This window comes from Leeuwenhoekiella sp. A16 (genome assembly GCF_047946675.1).
Lineage (GTDB): Bacteria > Bacteroidota > Bacteroidia > Flavobacteriales > Flavobacteriaceae > Leeuwenhoekiella.
Genome location: NZ_CP172313.1, coordinates 3,676,388 through 3,695,024, shown reverse-complemented (window position 1 = coordinate 3,695,024; position 18,637 = coordinate 3,676,388). Strand labels below are relative to the sequence as shown.

Here is an 18,637-nt window from a genome sequence, read left to right as displayed (position 1 = left end):
AAAATGAAAGGAACTGCAGTTAAAAAATCAATAATTTATATGAGATTATAGCCTATATTTTTAATAAAAATGCAACTGTGTCAATACCATCTGCATAATCATCAAGTTTTGGTTGCTGTGAGTTTCCAAAATCAATTTCAGAATCTATAAAATCTTTACTCACGATACACTGAATCTGATCAGAATCAGCTTCTAATTTTATTTTTAATTCTTCCTCATTAGTATAGTATTCGTAAAAGACTACGGCAATAGGAGAGGAGTAGGTCTTATCTTCTTTTAAAATTAAAAAACCATTATCAAGCACAGGGAAAAGGCTCATTAGATAGACCGCTTTGTTATAATCGTAGTTATTGGCATACTTGTGATGATCTATAAAATCTTTTTTTGAAAACATACCATTATAGAAGTTATCAAAATTATAACCTTCGGGAACAAAGATCTTAGATATACTTCTGCAGCCCATGCCAAAATATCTAAATATATCCTCGCTCAAAGATTCTAGTTCATCAATGGTTTCATTCCCTTTTAATACAGCAACTGCATTTCTGTTCTTACGTATTATATGGGGTTTATTTTTAAAATAGTATTCAAAGTAGCGCGCGGTATTGTTGCTGCCTGTGGCGATCACAGCATCAAATTCTGGTAATCTTTCTGTAGTGAAAGTTATGTAATCCTCAAATTTAGGTGCTATTGCAATAAGCACTTTCGCTATAAGCGGTAAAAGTATTTGATCGTTACTAGACAATTTAACCACTGCTTTATGACCTGTAATAAGGACAGATAAAAAGTCATGAAAACCTACAAGAGGCAAATTGCCAGCCATTATAATTGCTACTCGTTTACTTACATCATTTGCAGGAAACGTATATGGTTTTAACCAGGCTTCAAGATTTTCAGTTTTTAGAGAATCACTCCAGGCTTCAATGGCTTTCTCAAGATGATTTGCCGTAAACCAGGCGTTTAGTTGAGTAGATTTAATGAGAGTATCCTTAAATACATCATAAAAAACTGTGTTTAATTCTAATGCGTCATTTTTACTGGTATCTTTATTTTTAAATTGATCTAAAAATTCACCCAGTTTTGAAAATGCGGTAATTCTTTGGTTTAATTCCATATTTGGTTTGGTAAGAACAAGGCCAAGACTTAATTTTGCGTGTAAAATTACGGATTTAGAAACGAAATGCTATGGCAATAATAATAACAGATGAATGTATAAATTGTGGGGCTTGTGAACCAGAATGTCCTAACACTGCAATTTATGAAGGTGCTGATGACTGGCGTTATGCTGATGGAACTGATCTTGAAGGGGATGTAGTCCTGCCAAGTGGTAAAGCCGTGAACGCAGAAGATACTCAGGAACCTATAAGTGATGAATTCTATTATATAGCACCAGACAAGTGTACAGAATGTATGGGCTTTCATGAAGAGCCGCAATGTGCTGCTGTATGTCCTGTTGACTGCTGCGTACCTGATGAAGATCACGTAGAAACAGAAAAAGAGCTTCTTGCAAAACAGGCTTTTATGCACCACTAAAAAAAATATTTTTATAAATCAAGAGCCCGGATTAAATGTCCGGGCTCTTTTGTTTTATGTCTTGTTCTCTTTTGTTAGAATGTAAATGAAAGTCTGGAGTAGTAGTATGCGCCGTTAAAGCCCATTTGTACTGCATCCCAATAACCACCAGCTTCTGTCCAGTCGTCTTGTTGATCTGGATATACATTAAATAAGTTATTGCTACCTACCTGAAGCTTTATATGATCTGAAAGTGTGAAACCTAAAGTAAGATCTGTAACTAATTTTGCACCGTAATGATCTGTTGCACCTTCCAGCAAATCTGCATAACTGGCATAACCCAGATCTGCAGGATCTTCAAAAACCTGAAAATCGAGAAGCTCAATTTCGCTAAAGCGTGTAAAAGCTAAACCTGCATTAAACCATGACCTTTCATAATTAAGATTTAAACTCAGTTTACTATCTGGGGCAGAAGCAAGCAAGAATGACTGATCTCGCTCTCCAAAGAAAGTTCTTTGATCAAGATCTCCATTTTTTACATCTGTGATAGACATGTCATTTATATTACCTGTAAATGTTGTACTGAATAAATTTTCACCAAATCGCTTTTTATACGACAGTACAATGTCAAGACCGTAAGTTTCAGTATCTGCGCCGTTAGCAAAGAATTGAGCTGCTTCAACTCCCGGAATGTTAGTCGCATCAAAGTTTCCGGTTAGAACAATTCTGTCTTTTACATTTATATAATATCCGTCTACAGTGGCCGAAAATCCGCTAAAATTAGTGGTAAATCCGATTGCCGCGTTGGTAGCAGTTTCTTCTTTAAGAGGTCCAATTCCAAAAGATGCGGTAACCGGGCTATTGTTAGGTGATAACAAAGATTCTAAAGCTTCACCACCTACAAAATTTGTAAACCTTAAGTTATAATAGATTTGAGCTAACGATGGCGCTCTAAAGCCTGTACTTACAGAACCACGTAAATTAAAATTGTCAGATAATTTTAATCGGGACGAGATCTTGCCATTTATTGTACTTCCAAAATCGCTGTAATTTTCAAATCTTGCTGCAGTACTTACGAGAAGCGTTTCAGTAAGATCAAATTCTGCGTCTGCATATAGAGAAACGTTAGACCTGCTTCTGTCTACTTCGTTAGCAGGGCTGTAACCGGGAAAACCTTGTGAACCGCCGGGTCTGGGATCGCCTGATTCTGGATCTGTAGGCTGAGTTTGTGTCGCCGGATCAATGATCAATCTGCCGGAAGTATCGTAGGTACCGTAAGAACCTTCTTCACCAGAGAAAATATTAAAGTTCTCTGTACGATATTCTGCACCAAAGGCGATATTCATTCCTGCTAAAACATCTTCATAGAATTTAGAAAAATCAAGGTTTATCGTGTTCTGGTCTAAGCTATGACCGCCGGCATCAAAATCTGTTGGTGATAAATCGACTAGTGATGCGTTGAGAGTTCCTTTTATATAATAATGAAAATCATTTTTACCGTAAGTATTACTAAGGTCGATATTCCATCCGCTATCAGTTTTAGTGCGTATTCCCACTGCCATTGAGTTATCTGTAATAATTGATGTAATACGAGGGGTGAACCCATTAGGAAAAATTGATTCAACAACTCGAGCCCCACTATTTCTTGTAAATGCAAAAGCATCTGTATCGCGATAATTTCTTCCGCCAAAAGCGTAAACTTCAGTTTTATCATTTAAGGGGTATGCCGCATTTACAAAGAAGTTAAAACCTTCTATAGCAGCCTCACCAAATCCTTTTCTAAATTCAAAACCCGGGCGTAGCGTCTTATTCTTATTTATGTATTCTGTCGTAATATTTGCGTAGCCTCCATTTTCGCTTAAAGCGACACCATAATTAAGACCAACCTTTAGAGAACCGCCGTCAAAGTCTTTATCTTTTCCTATGCTGTTACCATCGTTTTCTGTGTCTAATCTATAGCCATCTGTATTCCAAAGACCATAGGGATCTGTGCCAAAATCACCATCTGCATTTGTACTATACGCACCATAACTTACAGATCCCTGCAACGTTTCTACCTCATCTTTTAAAACAATATTGATAACCCCTGCAATTGCATCTGAACCATATTGAGCCGAAGCACCGTCTCGTAGAACCTCTATACGCTTAATTGCTGTTACGGGAATTGTATTGAGATCTGTACCTGTATTTCCACGACCTCTTGTGCCAAAAATATTGATCAAAGAAGATTGATGCCTCCTCTTACCATTAATAAGAACCAGTGTTTGATCTGGACCTAGACCACGTAACGATGCGGGATCAACATGATCTGCACCGTCTGATCCTGATTGTTTATTTGCGTTGAAAGAAGGCGCCGCATATTGAAGCAATTGATTAACTTCTAATTGTCCACTTTGTGTGCTCACATCCTGAACATCTATTATATCTATGGCAACCGGAGTATCTGTTGCTGTACGCCGTGGACTTCTTGAACCCACTACCTGAACTTCGTTGAGCTGTACTCCGCTGGCAAGCGTCACATCAATTTGTGAACGACCATCTACATTTACTTGCTGTTCTTCAAAACCTATATAACTAAAAACCAGAATCGCATTTTCACTTACAGCGATGCTATAATTACCGTCAAAATCTGTAGTTGTACCCTTGTTTGTTCCTTTTTCTGAAATATTCACTCCGGGCAGGAGGGTTCCTTCATCGTCTGTCACCGTTCCGGTTACAGTATTTTGAGCCTCGATAGCCATAAATGAAAATAGCGCCAGAAGCAGAAAAGTAAAATTTCTCATTTGCTTGATTTGTAGATTAATTGGTAAATGTATTTAAAGAATGCAATGATTTAACAGTTTTTCTTTAAGAATTTTAAACTAATCGATATTATTTTATAATTATTATTTTTTGATAGGAAAGGATAAATAAATCGCAATGCGGTTAAGTTTCTTTTATTTTAGACTAATGTTTAATCTAATTTTTAGTTTATCTCAATTAATAAAAATAATTAGAATAATAGCTTCTTAACCAGGTAAAGAGGATATTAATATATATGGCTCATCTTTTAATAAGGCTCACTATCTTTGCGCCCTAAAAATTGTATAAAATTTCATTGTATGAAAGCAGGTATAGTAGGATTACCTAACGTAGGAAAATCTACACTTTTTAATTGTTTATCAAATGCGAAGGCGCAAAGTGCCAATTTTCCATTCTGTACTATAGAGCCTAACGTAGGCGTGGTGAATGTGCCAGATCCACGTTTATCAAAATTAGAAGAACTAGTAGATCCTGAGCGAGTTCTGCCTGCAACAGTAGAAATTGTTGATATTGCCGGCTTGGTAAAAGGAGCCAGTAAAGGAGAAGGATTGGGAAATCAGTTTCTTGCTAACATAAGAGAGACAGATGCGATCTTACATGTTCTAAGATGTTTTGATAATGATAATATCGTTCACGTAGATGGTAATGTAAACCCTATTCGCGATAAAGAAACTATTGATATAGAGTTGCAGCTAAAAGATCTTGAGACAGTAGAAAAAAAGCTGGAAAAAGTAAAAAGAGCCGCAAAAACCGGAAATAAAGAAGCACAAAAAGAAGAATCTATTCTTTTAAAAATTAAAGAGTCGTTAGAAAAAGGTGTTTCTATACGGGCTCTTGAATTTGAGAATGATGATTATGAAGAATGGGTTAAGCCACTTCAGTTTATTACAGATAAGCCGGTAATGTATGTTTGTAACGTTGATGAAGGTTCTGCGGTATCTGGAAATAAATATGTAGATATTGTTAAAGAAGCTGTTAAAGATGAAAATGCTGAAGTTCTTGTCCTTGCTGTAGGTACTGAAGCAGATATTAATGAACTAGATGATTATGAAGAGCGCCAAATGTTCTTGCAAGATATAGGTCTTGAGGAGCCAGGTTCATCAAAGTTAATTCGCACAGCTTATAAGCTGCTTAATCAACAAACATATTTTACTGCTGGTAAGAAGGAGGTAAGAGCCTGGACGATACCTATTGGTTCGTCTGCACCACAGGCAGCCGGTGTAATTCATACAGATTTTGAAAAAGGTTTTATTCGTGCAGAGGTGATCTCTTATGAAGATTTTGTAAAATTTGGTAGCGAAGCGAAAGTAAAAGAAGCCGGTAAAATGGGAGTAGAAGGGAAGAACTACATCGTAAAGGATGGTGATGTAATGCACTTCTTATTTAACGTATAAGATCTATTTGTCATAGTCTTACTCTAAAAACTTTAGGCATAAAAAAAAGCCCTTGATTTTATCAAGGGCTTTCTTATTAGAGATAATTCTCTTTTATTATTTATTCAGTTTAAAAGTAACTCTTCTTACAAGTTGTCTTGCAGCTTCAGAGTTTTTATCTACTGATGTATCTTCACCATCTCCGGTTACAGTCAATCTGCCTGCATCAACACCAGAAGCAGTTAAGATATCATGTACGCGTTGAGCACGTCTTTCAGATAGCGTTTTATTATATTCAGCATTACCAATCTCATCTGCATAACCTATAAGGTCTGCTGTAGCTCCTGTATTTTCTTTCATATACTTGATCAGGTAATTGATAGCCTCGTAGCTATAAACTTCTGGTTGAGTACTGTTAAATTTGAAATATACATTCACATAACCATCAGTGATCAGTTTTTCAATAATATCAGATCCACTTCCTGTAGTACTTCCAGCTTTAGCATATCTGCTATCAAGAGAAGACTCTAACTCATCAGGAATACCATTTTTATTAGTATCAACAGCAACACCATGTGTGTTAACAGTTACACCAGAAACAGTATTTGGCTCTCTGTCTAAATAATCTGGCACACCATCCTGATCGCTATCCATTAAGTTATCTTCAACAGAAGTAAGACGTTGCTCAAGAGAATCTAGTTGACCTTGTAGGTCTTCTTCTTTGCTATACCAGTCTGCATGAACGTCATTTTTACCTAAGTAAAATGTAATACCTGCAGAAGCGTTAACGTAATACCCGTTTACACCTTTTAATTCTGTTTGGTTTGTACCATCAAATGTAAGATCCTGACGGATGTTACCAAATATTGATAGATCACCATGTACAACGATGTGATTTGATAATTTGATTTGTGGTGTTACACCTGCTGTTAAATGAAGCATTTGATCACCATCGCTAAAATCATAATCATTAGGTTCTGAAGGAACAAGTCTTGAATAACCTCCACCCGCGTGAACTAAAAAGTTTAACGTGTTTGTCCATTCTCTAAATCCTAAGATGTTACCACCGTTAATTACACCTTCTAAAGATGCTCTGTAAAGACGCGATTTAAATGGAGCACTATCATCATTATCACCTTCAAAACTGTTCATTCCTAAGTCCAGCTTAATACCGGCTTTCTCATTAAACATGTATCTTGTAGCAAGATCTACTTGATAAAAACTAGGAGTGCTTGTAAAATATCCCGGTGCCATTGGTCTGGCAGGCTTAGCAAATCCCGCTCCCAATTCAACAGACCATCTGTTGTAATCATTTAAGGGTTTTTCCTGTGCTTGGGTAATTGCTGTCATTCCCAGCAAAGCACCCGCTATTAGTAAGCTCTTTCTCATATAAATTATGTTTTAGGTTGGCGCTAAAGTAATAAGTAATCTGAGCTCGCAAAGAATTTATTTCGAAATTGTCAAAACTTTAATATTACAAAATCGTTAAAATGTTAATGAAAATCGGGAGCATTTTAAGAAAATCGCATTTTATAACCAAGTGATTTATGATTAAACGATTTAAAGTGAAGTAGTTAAAAATAAATACAGAGTGAAAATCTATCGTTTTCGCTCTGTATTTATTTTATGAATAAGTTAAAGAAAACTTAACGTACTTAGAGCAATATTTCATCTCTTTCTAATAACTGTATGTTATCTAACAGGCGTTCCTTGACGATATTCATCATTCTCTTATTAAGCGCAGATGAATTAGTAATATAGTTTTGATATTCGGCAATGGTGAATTGACCTATGACCATTCCCTTAAGACTATTTCTAAATTTTATATCCTTCTGCACCGCATTTTCTATATATAGAATCTTTCTGTCCAGATTTAAAGTGTAGAAAACATTTTTATGCTTTTGCGCGTAATTTCTAAATGCTTCCAGCAAAAGGTCGCTTTGCATTTTGATAACCGGGCGCAGGGTTTGATTCTGAAATCTCTCATCGCTACCCATATTTGCGGTTACAATGGCAGATGGAATTTCAGGTCTAAGTTCGAGTAATTGTTGATCTCTGTTGTACATATTACATGAAGTTTTTTAAAAGTACATAATACATAGAAGCCTATATCGTGCCAGAAGTCATACTTGTAAACCAACTTATAAACATTAGCGGCGTTAAAGTGCTCTTAATCTTTAAAAATTGTGCAGCTTACTGTGTAATTTTAAATAAAAAGCAGAATGATCACATCTATCAATCCTTATAATTTACAAGAAGTATTCTCTATAAAAGAGTTAACCGAAAAGCAAACAGAAGATGCTATAAACAGGGCTCATGAGCGATTTTTAAGTTGGAGAAAAACCCCGTTTTCTAAGCGTAGCAAATTGATGAAGGCTGCAGCCGAAGAATTACGGAATAATAAACAGGAATATGCCGAAACTATTACTAAGGAAATGGGTAAACCCATTAAACAGGCAATTGCAGAAATAGAAAAATGTGCGTGGGTTTGCGATTTTTATGCCGAAAATGCCGAAAATCAGCTTTCAAAGCGAGTTATTGAGACAGACGCTGTAGAGAGTTATGTAAGCTACGAGCCTATCGGGGTTGTTCTTGCCGTAATGCCATGGAACTATCCGTTCTGGCAGGTGTTTCGTTTTGCAGCTCCCGCGTTAATGGCGGGTAACATTGGTATTTTAAAACACGCCAGTAATGTAATGCAGAGTGCAGAAAATATTCAAAAAGTATTTGAGCGAGCAGGCTTTCCAGATGATTGTTTTCAAAATTTGCCTCTGAGCAGTGATAAAATTGAAAATGTCATTAAAAATAAGAAAGTAAAAGCTGTCACACTTACGGGAAGTAAACCGGCCGGTAGTGCCGTAGCCTCAACTGCTGCAAGTGAAATTAAAAAATCTGTTCTTGAATTGGGCGGAAGCAATGCTCTCGTTGTTTGTGAAGATTGTGATATTGATAAAACAATAAAAACATGTGTACAGGCACGTTTTCAAAATACAGGACAGAGCTGTATCGCAGGTAAACGATTAATAGTGCATGAAAACATAATTGAAAATTTTACTCAAAAATTTGTTGATGCTGTTAAGGAATTGAAAAGTGGTGATCCTATGGATGAAAATACATTTATAGGAACACTGGCACGCGAAGACCTTGCTGAAGATCTTGAGAAGCAATTAAAAGAATCAATTGAAGCAGGAGCGAAAGTTTTAATAGGAGGAAAGCGTGATAAGGCTTATTTTGAACCAACTGTAGTTACCAATGTGAGTGCAGAAATGAGCATATTTAAAGAGGAAACCTTTGGGCCGCTTATAGGTATAACCTCATTTAAAATAGATGAAGAAGCCGTGTCGCTTGTGAACGCTTCAGAGTTTGGACTTGGAGTCTCAATTTTTACTCAGAATTTTGAAAAAGCAAAATCACTTGTAACCCAATTTGATGACGGTGCCGTTTTTGTGAACGAGCTTGTAAAAAGTGATCCCCGCCTACCTTTTGGGGGAACTAAAATTTCCGGCTATGGCCGTGAACTTTCAGTAGACGGGATTCACGAATTTATCAACAAGAAAACTGTGTACTTTAATAAGTACTAGATTCTTTCAGCATTAGTCAAATTTACCTTCTACTTCCAGAGATTCTACAATTTCCTGTAATTGCTCTGGGAGTATGGGTTTTATTATATAATCTGAAATATCGCTTATGCGTTTTGCATTCTCAAGATCTACATTATCAACAGATGACGATACCATATAGATAGAGATCGATTTTCCCACTCTGGGCTTTATTTTTACATATTCATCCATAAACTGGAAACCATCCATAATAGGCATATTTATATCCAGAAAAATGACATCGGGTAGTTCTGCACTATTCCCCACATTATCCATCATAAATTGTAATGCTTCCTCACCATCTGAGAACAGAAGAATCTTTCGCGCAAGCTTATGAGTTTTTAAAGTTTTTGTGATCGTAAATTGGTAGATATCGTCGTCATCAACAATACATATAATAAATGGTTTACACATTTTTAGAGATTTTGGTTTTTGTTATTTTGTTAATTAAAATGTGACTATAAAGTTTGATCCTTTATCAATTTCGCTTTCAGCGGTAATATTTCCTCCCATAGATTCTATTTGATTTTTTGTCATAAATAATCCCAGTCCTTTAGCTTCAGGGTGTCTATGAAAGGTTTTATTTAAACCAAACAGTTTGTGACTATGTTTTTTAAGATCAATGCCAAGACCGTTGTCTTTAACACTCATCTTTGTGCGACCACCCTCATTTGACGTGCTTACTTTTATAATTAGGATGCGATCTGGTGACCTGTATTTAATGGCGTTTGTAATAAGATTTAAGAAAATACTTTCTAAATAAGCTTTGTTATACGAGATGCTTTTAACCTGAGTAAAATCACATTCAATTTCTGCTTTACAGTGCATTATTTGAGCGGCGAGCATCTCTTTGGTTTTGGTAAATACCTGAGCAAATTGAATCTCTTCGGTAATTTTATTCAGTTCTTTTGCCTTTAGTGTTTCTACCAGTGTATCTAAAGTATCTGAGAGATGATGAATTACGATCTCAAATTTATCAAAAAGTTCTTCTTTATCCTCTTTTGTTTCTGTTACATTATATAAGTATAACAGGGAGTTGAGATTGCTCACAGGCGACCTTAGATTGTGTGATGTTATATGTGCAAAGGAAGCTAATTGACCATTCTGCGCAGTTAGTTTCTGGGTTAGTATTTCCAGATTTGTTTTAGCTTCTACAAGTTTATTTTTGCTTTGTATTCTTTCGGTAATGTCTGTAGCCACACCCAGAAATCCGGTAATTTCATTTTTGGTGTTGCGTATTGCGTTTACAATTAGCTCTATGGGGAATTTACTGCCGTCTTTGCGCACATAATGCCATTCTCGCACTTCGTAAGTATTGGTTTTAGCTTTTTCTACAAAAATCTCAAAGCCTTGTAATTTTTTTCCGCTTTCAATTTTGATAGCTTCAGAACGCAGCTCAACTTCTTTTTGTAAGTGAATCAATTCTGGCGTGTGAATACCCACAACTTCTTTTGCACTATACTGCAACATCTCTTCTGCTCCCTTATTAAAGTATGTAATAAGACCGTCAGGATCTGTACCTATAATAGAAATAGGACCCGAATTAAATATTGCAGTTAACTCCTGATTTGCTTTAAAAAGCAGGCTTTTTGACCTAATTAACGCATCAATGTCATGAAAAACGCCGTAAACACCTCTACAAATCCCGTCTACTATTTTAGCTTGACCTATGGCACGCGTCCATAAAACTTTACCTTTTGCTGTAATTATTTCTAATTCTACATCAAAAGGTTCACCTTTTTCAATCGCTCTATTAATACAAAACTGCATTTTGTTTCGGGTATTACCCTCTTTATAAAATTGTATTACTGAGTCCAGAGTTGGTACAAAATTGTCGTCTACTTCATGAATCTGGCGTGTGATCCTGCTCCAGATAACCATTCCTGATTCTACGTCAAGTTCCCATGCGCCTATTCTGGCAACGTCATTTGTTTTTTCCAGGATTTCCTGAATTTTCTCTTTTTCTAACTGAGTTTGCTTAATGTTTGTAATATCTGCGGTGTACATGAGAATGCCGCCAATGTGATTCTTTTTTATAAACCACGGTCGTACTTCCCAGGATAACCACTGTTTAGAACCATCTTTGCGTGTGATCTCTGCCTCATCACATTTATTTACCGCACCTTTAAGACAGTCCTGATGTATCGCTTTCCATGTATCTTCTATTTCAGGAAATATATTGTAATGCGATTGACCTATAATATCCTGCCCATTTAGATCATAATCATCATGCCACTGCTGTGATGCAGCCATATAATGCATATTCTCATCAAACATTGCGATGGCTGTGGGCGCTTGCTCAATAAATATGCGATTGTATTTTTCTTTTATTTCAAGATTTTCTTTTAGTTCACTTAATTCTTCAACGTTTTTGCGCAGGCGCTCATCAGATTGCGCGAGGTCTTTATTTTTGTGACGTAACTCTTTATTCTTTTGTAATAGTTCTTTAAAAACAGGGATGAACACAAATGCAAATTCGCCCAGAAGTATAATCAAAGACAGTAAGGAGAGAAAAATTTCGATCTTTTTTAAATTGGCTAATTTTCTTTCCGCTTCATTTTGATACGCATTGACTATACGTTCCATATTCTGCAAAAAATAGGGCTCTGCCTCAATAATTAGATCTGCTTCTTTGCCTATATTTTGAAGAGAATTAGAACGGGTAATATTTCTGCTGGCTTTTACAATAATATTTACAAGAGGCTCATTTACCAGCAAGAGAGAATCAATCTTAGGAGTATTGGTATCACTATTTTGAGAAAGATAAATATGTGCTTTTTGAAACTCCTGAGTTACTTTTACCAAAGAATCTTTAGCATATATGCCAGATTCCTGACCGTTGCTGTATTCAAAAAAAAGGATCAATTTTGAAATACGCTGACTTAGCATGCGCTGTCTACCCGCAATATTTATAATGCTGGCATCAGACTCTTTCTGGTTAATGTTATATTGTACAATAACCTGATTTACTATTATCGTTACAATAATAGTGATGATAAAAATGAAATAACGATTCTTGATCGCTTTCAACTGTTTTTTCATGCTTAAATCCCCTATGCAAGCTCATCTTTCATGAGTTGCTCGACGAATATAAATCATAAAATTTTCACGAATCAAAATGAACCTACACGCTAAGAATTACCGATAATATGCATAATTAAGCGATAAAAAACATAGAAACCGGTTTTTAAAAATTACAAAGAATAGAAACTTTTATTTTCCGCTGTACCAAACGCCTCTCAGCCAGTAGTGTTTATGAAGTCTGTCAAGAAGGTTATTAGATAAATTATCAAGGTCTGAAACGGCGGTATTTGCAAGCGCCTGTTTATCATTTCTTATACCGGGAATAACTGTACTTACTGCTTCATGTGCCAAAGGAAATTTAAGAGCTAATTGTGGCATTGTGAGCTCTGTGTCTTTAATCTCTTCTTTAATATTTTCAACACGATTTACAGCTCTTTCTAAACGATCTCCCGCAAAATAAGAATTACGAAAATCACCTTCGCCAAAGCTGCTGTTTACTTTATACTTACCCGTAAGTACACCTTCATCAAAAGCCACACGCACAATGACACCCACATTTTGCTCTTTGGCCACCGGAAGCAGTTGCGCTGCAGGCTCCTGCTCAAAAATATTGTAGATCACCTGTACCACATCCAGATAACCTTTTTGCATCAGTTCTATCACACAATTTTGATCTTGCTCAGGAGTCGAAATTCCTATTGCTTTAATCTTGCCCTCTTTCTTAAGATCTTTTAGAACTTCAAGAGCAGTAGGATTGTGATTCCATGCACGGGTCCAGGTGTGCAATTGTAAAAGATCAATACAATCTGTATTTAGATTAGTAAGGCGCTCTTCAATATTTTTACGAATATATTTTTCCGGATATCTTTCTTCAATTTTGCAATACGGGCTGGGAGGCCAGATTCCTTCTACAGGAGGCATTTTTGTAGCAACAATTACTTCTTCTTTTCTTGTTTTAAGAATTTCTGCGATTATCTTTTCACTTTTTCCGTTGCCATATCCTTCAGCGGTGTCTATAAAGTTAACCCCGTTATCTATGCCAGTATGCAAAGCTTTTTCTGACTCTGAATCTTCCTGATGGCCCCAGCCCCCGCCAATTGCCCAGCCGCCAAAGCCTATTTCTGAAACTTTAAATCCGGTTTTGCCTAATGTTCTGTATTTCATAAAGCTGTTTTTTGACTATAAAAGCCGATTTTTCATGCGTTTTAGCTATTTTTTTCAGGTCTTATTATCATTCTTAGATCTTGATTTTTACTAAAATAATCTATAGACCAGTTATAAAAAGTACGCAGTTGATCATGTCTGTTTATCAACGAAAATAAATGCACAAATAACCAGATCATCCAGGCAACAAAACCTTGCAGATGAATACGCGGTTTTGGGATATCTGCAACCGCTTTGGTCTTACCAATTATTGCCATAGAGCCTTTGTCTGTGTATCTAAAAGGCAGTGGTGCATTACCCTGATCTATGCGCTGTAAGTTTTTTGCAAGCATTTTACCTTGCTGTATAGCAACTTGCGCTAATTGCGGGTGACCCAGAGGAAAATCTTCATCTGTGTACTGTATACAAGTATCACCTATGGCGTAGATATTATTAAAGCCTTCAACTTTATTGTATTCATTTACTTTTAAACGGTTACCGCGTTCATAGAATTCGGCTGCGATTCCTTTAAAAGTAATTGCTGTAACTCCCGTAGCCCAGATCAGGTTTTTGCTTCTTAAGTAATTACCATCTTTAAAATAAACACGCTCACCGTCATAATCAACAACGCGCGTATTAAGCAACACTTTAACGCCTAAACTTTTAATAGCATCTAAAGTATAGCTTTGTGATTTTTCACTCATGGGCACAAGAAGCCTGTCTGCGCCGTTAACGAGGTAGATAGATGCTCTGGTGTTTTTTAATTCTGGGTATTCTTTTTGAATGATAGATTTACTCATCTCTGCCAGTACACCAGAAATTTCTACGCCGGTTGGGCCGCCACCCGCAATAACCATAGTAAGTAATTCTTCTCTTTCAGCTTCATCTTTACATTTTGTTGCGACTTCAATACGCTCAAGTAGTGTATTGCGCATAGTGAGCGCATCATCAAGGGTTTTCATAGGGATGGCATATTTCTCTATATTTTCAAGGCCAAAGAAATTTGTCTTTGTTCCCGTTGCCATAACCAGAAAATCATATTCTATCTCTCCGTTTGAGAGAATTACTTTATTTTCTGAAGGAACGATCTCAAGTAGTTCTCCCATCCAGAAAGTGACATTTTCCCTGCCGCTAAAAAAGGTACGAAAAGGATAACTTATTGAAGAAGGTTCAAGAAAACCTGTTGCGACCTGATAGAGTAGAGGCGGAAAAAAATTGTAGTTGTTCTTATCAACGAGGGTAACATGAAATTCATATGTCTTTCGCAGAGCTTTAGCAAGATTGATTCCACCAAAACCGCCACCTATGATAACTACTCTTTTTTTCAATTCTCTATTTTTTTAATGAACATTCTATTTCATTTCAACCTCGCAAAATGTATCACAAATTAAGAACTTAGATATCAATAAAGTCTCAAAAGGAAAAATTTAAGATGATTTTAAATATCAGTAAAAATCGGTCGATTATGGTCAAAAATCAGTTGCTAACATAAAAAAACCTCCTGAAGAGGAGGTTTTTTAAATCGTTTACCAATTATATTTTAGATTATTTTCCTGGAAAGGCGTAGATAGAATCATTGATCTGCGGGTTCACTACAATCTCTTTTACCTCGATAGGTTGACCACCTTGCTTTAAAGCGAAAGGAAAATAAAGGCCTTCTACTTCTTTATAGTCTCCCATATTCACTTTCATAGATTGACCCACTTGCATGGTCTCAATTGCGACCGGATAATATGTTTTAGTATCAAAATAGAAAAAGCTGTTGCTGGGCGTTTCTGCACCATTTACCATTACGGGTTCCTGAGTAAGCTTTACCTTAAAGGTTTCTTTGCCTGCTATAGTGTCTTTACCCACATATTCTGCCTCGTAGCCTTTATTTTTATAGTCAAACAACGGACTCGGAAAATCATTGGCATTAAGTTTCATATTATCAGACATTTCTTGTTTGCTTTTTTCAGGTTGCATGGTCATTAAATTAGTTGTCCATAAAGTTTCACCGTCAAAAGCCAATTGGGTAAAAGATTGACCCTGAAAGTCAACTACAATAGCCTGTTTTCCCTGGCTTGAATTATAAATTGTAACAGGAATGTCCATACCGCCCTGATTTACTGAAGCCGTAGTTTTAGTAGCCTGTAACTTTCCCCAGGCTTCTTTACCGCCGGTCTTTTCAAAGTATTTATTAATTATTTCGTCAGCAGTCTGTGCATGAGCTGCTACCGTACCTATAAGAAACAGAACAATGGTTAGAGATTTTAATATTTTCATAGCATAATTATTTATAGCATCGCATAGTTAATGCATTTTTTGAGTTAATCATAATTATTGAGTTCATTTTTTAAGCGGGATAAAAAATTCCCACAAGGGTTAGTTTTGACTAAATCATAATTTAAATGACCTTAATTTTTCATATTAAGAAAGTATATTTACATCAAAACGTTAATTTATGAAATTCGGAAAAGTTGACGATCCTTCAATAATAGACTTTAAAATCCCGCCAGATCATCCAGATACAGCGCGAGTTTTGAAGAAAAATGATAAAAAAGAGAAGTTTGATGTCTATGTAGGCTGTGCCAAATGGAACAGACAAGATTTAAAAAATTTCTACCCAAGAGGAACAAAGGATGAACTCGAATATTATTCATCCCAATTTAATTCTATTGAGTTGAATGCAACTTTTTACAGGCTCTTCCCTAAAGAACAATATGAAAAGTGGTATGAGAAATCTCAGGATAATTTTAAGTTTTTCCCAAAAATAACTAATGACATTAGCCACTACAAAAGGTTGATAGATGCCGGGCCAAGAGTAGAAGAATATCTGGATCATACAATGCTTCTTAAAGAGAAATTAGGCACAATTTTTTTGCAAATGCACGACAATTTTCAGCCTAAAAACTGGGATAGGGTAGTAGAGTTTGTAAATGCGTGGCATAAAGAGATCCCACTGGCAATAGAATTTCGTCATACAGACTGGTTTAATGATGAAGAAACAGCCCAGAATTTATATAAACTGCTTGAAGATAATGGTATTGCAAATGTTCTCGTAGACACAGCCGGCAGAAGAGATATTATGCATATGCGCATGACAAATGGTGAAGCTTTTATACGTTTTGTAGGGGCAAATCATCCCAGTGATTATGATAGACTTGATGAATGGGTAGGACGCATCGCACAATGGAAAAAGGAAGGGATAAATCAGGTTGACTTTTTTATTCATCAAAATATTGAAAAAGAATCACCACTTCTTTCAGCTTATTTTATTCAGAAAATTAATGCTGAATTAGACTTAGACATTAAGATTCCCGCAACTTTAAATGATAATAAATTAGATCTATGAGCAAGGTATATATAGTAGGCGGCGTTTCAGGATCTGGTAAAACTACAATTGGCCGTTTAGTAGCAGAACGGTTAAAGCTTCCGTTTTTTGACGCAGATGATTTTCACCCTGATGCTAACGTGGCTAAAATGCATGCCGGTCACGCATTAAATGATGAAGACCGTAAACCCTGGCTTGACATTCTTGCAGAAAAAATAAGTTATTGGGAAAACCATAAAGGAGCGGTGCTGGCATGCTCTGCACTCAAAGAAAGATACCGGCAGGCACTTATGGCACAAGCAAAAGAAAAACCGGTTTTTATTTTTATAGAAGGTACACAAAAACTAATTTCTGACAGGTTAAGTCACAGAGAAGATCACTTTTTTAATCCTAAACTTCTAAAATCTCAATTTGATATTTATGAAGAGCCAGATTATGGTATTAAAGTAGATGCCGCACTAACTCCTGTAGAAATTGTAGATAAAATAACAGCTGCTGTTGCTGATAAAAACAAATAAATGGATTATCAATTACTTGGTGCTGTTTTCTTAGGTATTGCGCTTTTACTTTTTCTTATTCTCAGATTAAAATTACAGGCATTTCTCGCGTTACTCATTGTGAGTATTTTTGTGGGGATGCTGGGGGGGCTTGCACCATCGGTAATTCTTGAGAGTGTTAAGAATGGTATGGGTGGCACGCTGGGTTTTGTAGCCACCGTAGTGGGTCTGGGGGCGCTTTTTGGTGCCGTTTTAGAACATTCTGGCGGCGCACAGCAATTGGCCAATTATTTACTCACAAAATTTGGTGAGAAAAATGCACCGTGGTCTATAATGCTTACCGGATTTTTAGTCGCTATACCCGTTTTTTTTGATGTAGCGTTCATTATTTTGATTCCGCTTATGTATGCGTTGCAACGGCGTACAGGCAAGTCGTTGCTTTTATATGCTTTGCCTTTGCTGGCTGGTCTGGCTATCACGCATGCTTTTATACCGCCTACACCGGGCCCTATTGCAGTAGCAGATATTCTCAATGCAGATCTGGGCTGGGTTATTTTATTCGGTTTTATTGTGGGGTTTCCTGCAGCAGTTATTTCTGGGCCCTTGTTTGCGAGAAGGCTTTCGCGAAAGCTTTTTATTCCTGTGCCATTTGACGTAAACGAGCCTAAAGAAGAAGTAGACAATCCACCGGCGGTAGGATTAATTCTGGGTATTATCTTTTTGCCAATTGTCTTAATTGTGGGCAATACTTTATTTAATAGTCCACTAGCGGCAGGCTGGGATTTATCACCTAACGTTCTCTATGCTGTCGATCTTTTAGGTCATCCCTTTACCGCATTGATAATTGCAAATTTATTGGCTTGGTATGTTTTAGGAGTACGCAGAAATACCAGCAAAGAGAAATTACTCGATATTTCTACAAAAGCGATGTACCCTGCCGGGGTTATTATTCTCTTAACCGGTGCAGGTGGTGCTTTTAAGCAAATATTGATCGACACAGGAGCCGGTACAATGATCGCAAATGCGCTGAGCAGCGATTACTTCCCGCCGGTCATTTTTGGGTTCATTATCGCCGCTATTGTGCGTATTATGCAAGGTTCTTCTACGGTGGCTATGATAACAGCTGCCGGGATTACTGCGCCTATTTTAGTACAGAATGATTACAGTGATATTCAAAGAGCACTGCTCGTGATTGCTATTGCTGCGGGCGCAAGTATATTTTCTCACGTAAACGACAGTGGTTTCTGGCTGGTAAAACAATATCTGGGCCTTACCGAAAAGCAGACCTTTAGATCCTGGTCTGTTTTAACTTCGCTTATCGCATTTACGGGGCTTATAATTAGCACGGTTTTGTGGTATTTGTTTTAATTTCGC

General features: G+C 36.6%; 15 protein-coding genes. 6 read left to right on the top strand and 9 right to left on the bottom strand.

Going from position 1 to position 18,637, the window contains the following annotated elements:
• Positions 1 to 52 precede the first annotated feature (52 nt).
• Complete coding sequence (locus ACH3O9_RS16170) at positions 53 to 1,114, bottom strand: acyl-CoA reductase (RefSeq protein ID WP_416442189.1); 1,062 nt, start codon at positions 1,112 to 1,114, stop codon at positions 53 to 55.
• A gap of 71 nt (positions 1,115 to 1,185) precedes the next feature.
• On the opposite strand from ACH3O9_RS16170, the gene ACH3O9_RS16165 reads away from it, so the two are divergent.
• Positions 1,186 to 1,533, top strand: a complete 348-nt coding sequence (locus ACH3O9_RS16165; RefSeq protein ID WP_416442188.1) for a 4Fe-4S dicluster domain-containing protein — start codon at positions 1,186 to 1,188, stop codon at positions 1,531 to 1,533.
• Positions 1,534 to 1,607: 74 nt separating this feature from the next.
• Here ACH3O9_RS16165 and ACH3O9_RS16160 read toward each other — a convergent pair whose 3' ends face one another.
• Positions 1,608 to 4,295 carry a TonB-dependent receptor gene (locus tag ACH3O9_RS16160; RefSeq protein ID WP_416442187.1) on the bottom strand — a complete coding sequence of 896 codons (2,688 nt, stop codon included), beginning with the start codon at positions 4,293 to 4,295 and terminating at the stop codon, positions 1,608 to 1,610.
• Between the two features lie 318 nt (positions 4,296 to 4,613).
• On the opposite strand from ACH3O9_RS16160, the gene ychF reads away from it, so the two are divergent.
• A complete protein-coding gene (gene ychF, locus ACH3O9_RS16155) occupies positions 4,614 to 5,708 on the top strand; it encodes a redox-regulated ATPase YchF (protein WP_416442186.1) in 1,095 nt (364 codons plus the stop codon).
• Positions 5,709 to 5,804: 96 nt separating this feature from the next.
• Here the strand turns inward: ychF and ACH3O9_RS16150 are convergent, their stop codons facing one another.
• Positions 5,805 to 7,076 carry an OmpA family protein gene (locus tag ACH3O9_RS16150; RefSeq protein ID WP_416442185.1) on the bottom strand — a complete coding sequence of 424 codons (1,272 nt, stop codon included), beginning with the start codon at positions 7,074 to 7,076 and terminating at the stop codon, positions 5,805 to 5,807.
• A gap of 266 nt (positions 7,077 to 7,342) precedes the next feature.
• Positions 7,343 to 7,753: a glyoxalase gene (locus ACH3O9_RS16145; protein WP_416442184.1), complete on the bottom strand. Its 411-nt coding sequence runs from the start codon at positions 7,751 to 7,753 to the stop codon at positions 7,343 to 7,345.
• Positions 7,754 to 7,909: 156 nt separating this feature from the next.
• Here ACH3O9_RS16145 and ACH3O9_RS16140 point away from each other — a divergent pair, with 156 nt between their 5' ends.
• Positions 7,910 to 9,268 (top strand): NAD-dependent succinate-semialdehyde dehydrogenase, encoded by a 1,359-nt coding sequence (locus tag ACH3O9_RS16140; RefSeq protein WP_416442183.1) that lies wholly within the window; start codon positions 7,910 to 7,912, stop codon positions 9,266 to 9,268.
• 12 nt (positions 9,269 to 9,280) lie between these two features.
• Here ACH3O9_RS16140 and ACH3O9_RS16135 read toward each other — a convergent pair whose 3' ends face one another.
• The 5 genes from ACH3O9_RS16135 to ACH3O9_RS16115 all read right to left on the bottom strand — a co-directional run bounded on the left by ACH3O9_RS16135 (position 9,281) and on the right by ACH3O9_RS16115 (position 15,718).
• Positions 9,281 to 9,700 (bottom strand): response regulator, encoded by a 420-nt coding sequence (locus ACH3O9_RS16135; RefSeq protein WP_416442182.1) that lies wholly within the window; start codon positions 9,698 to 9,700, stop codon positions 9,281 to 9,283.
• Positions 9,701 to 9,733: 33 nt separating this feature from the next.
• Positions 9,734 to 12,328 (bottom strand): PAS domain S-box protein, encoded by a 2,595-nt coding sequence (locus tag ACH3O9_RS16130; RefSeq protein ID WP_416442181.1) that lies wholly within the window; start codon positions 12,326 to 12,328, stop codon positions 9,734 to 9,736.
• 171 nt (positions 12,329 to 12,499) lie between these two features.
• Positions 12,500 to 13,474 (bottom strand): aldo/keto reductase, encoded by a 975-nt coding sequence (locus ACH3O9_RS16125; RefSeq protein ID WP_416442180.1) that lies wholly within the window; start codon positions 13,472 to 13,474, stop codon positions 12,500 to 12,502.
• 41 nt (positions 13,475 to 13,515) lie between these two features.
• A complete protein-coding gene (locus tag ACH3O9_RS16120) occupies positions 13,516 to 14,781 on the bottom strand; it encodes an NAD(P)/FAD-dependent oxidoreductase (RefSeq protein WP_416442179.1) in 1,266 nt (421 codons plus the stop codon).
• A 217-nt stretch (positions 14,782 to 14,998) separates the two neighbouring features.
• Complete coding sequence (locus ACH3O9_RS16115; protein WP_416442178.1) at positions 14,999 to 15,718, bottom strand: outer membrane lipoprotein-sorting protein; 720 nt, start codon at positions 15,716 to 15,718, stop codon at positions 14,999 to 15,001.
• A gap of 178 nt (positions 15,719 to 15,896) precedes the next feature.
• Between ACH3O9_RS16115 and ACH3O9_RS16110 the strand changes: the two genes are divergently transcribed.
• Genes ACH3O9_RS16110 through ACH3O9_RS16100 form a run of 3 tightly spaced genes read left to right on the top strand, consistent with a single transcriptional unit; the run spans position 15,897 to position 18,631 of the window.
• On the top strand, positions 15,897 to 16,787 hold the full coding sequence (locus ACH3O9_RS16110) for a DUF72 domain-containing protein (protein ID WP_416442177.1): 891 nt from the start codon (positions 15,897 to 15,899) through the stop codon (positions 16,785 to 16,787).
• Positions 16,784 to 17,284: a gluconokinase gene (locus ACH3O9_RS16105; protein WP_416442176.1), complete on the top strand. Its 501-nt coding sequence runs from the start codon at positions 16,784 to 16,786 to the stop codon at positions 17,282 to 17,284. Before ACH3O9_RS16110 ends, ACH3O9_RS16105 begins: the two co-directional genes overlap by 4 nt.
• Positions 17,285 to 18,631, top strand: coding sequence for a GntP family permease (locus tag ACH3O9_RS16100; RefSeq protein ID WP_416442175.1), 1,347 nt, complete (start codon positions 17,285 to 17,287; stop codon positions 18,629 to 18,631).
• Positions 18,632 to 18,637: the final 6 nt, after the last annotated feature.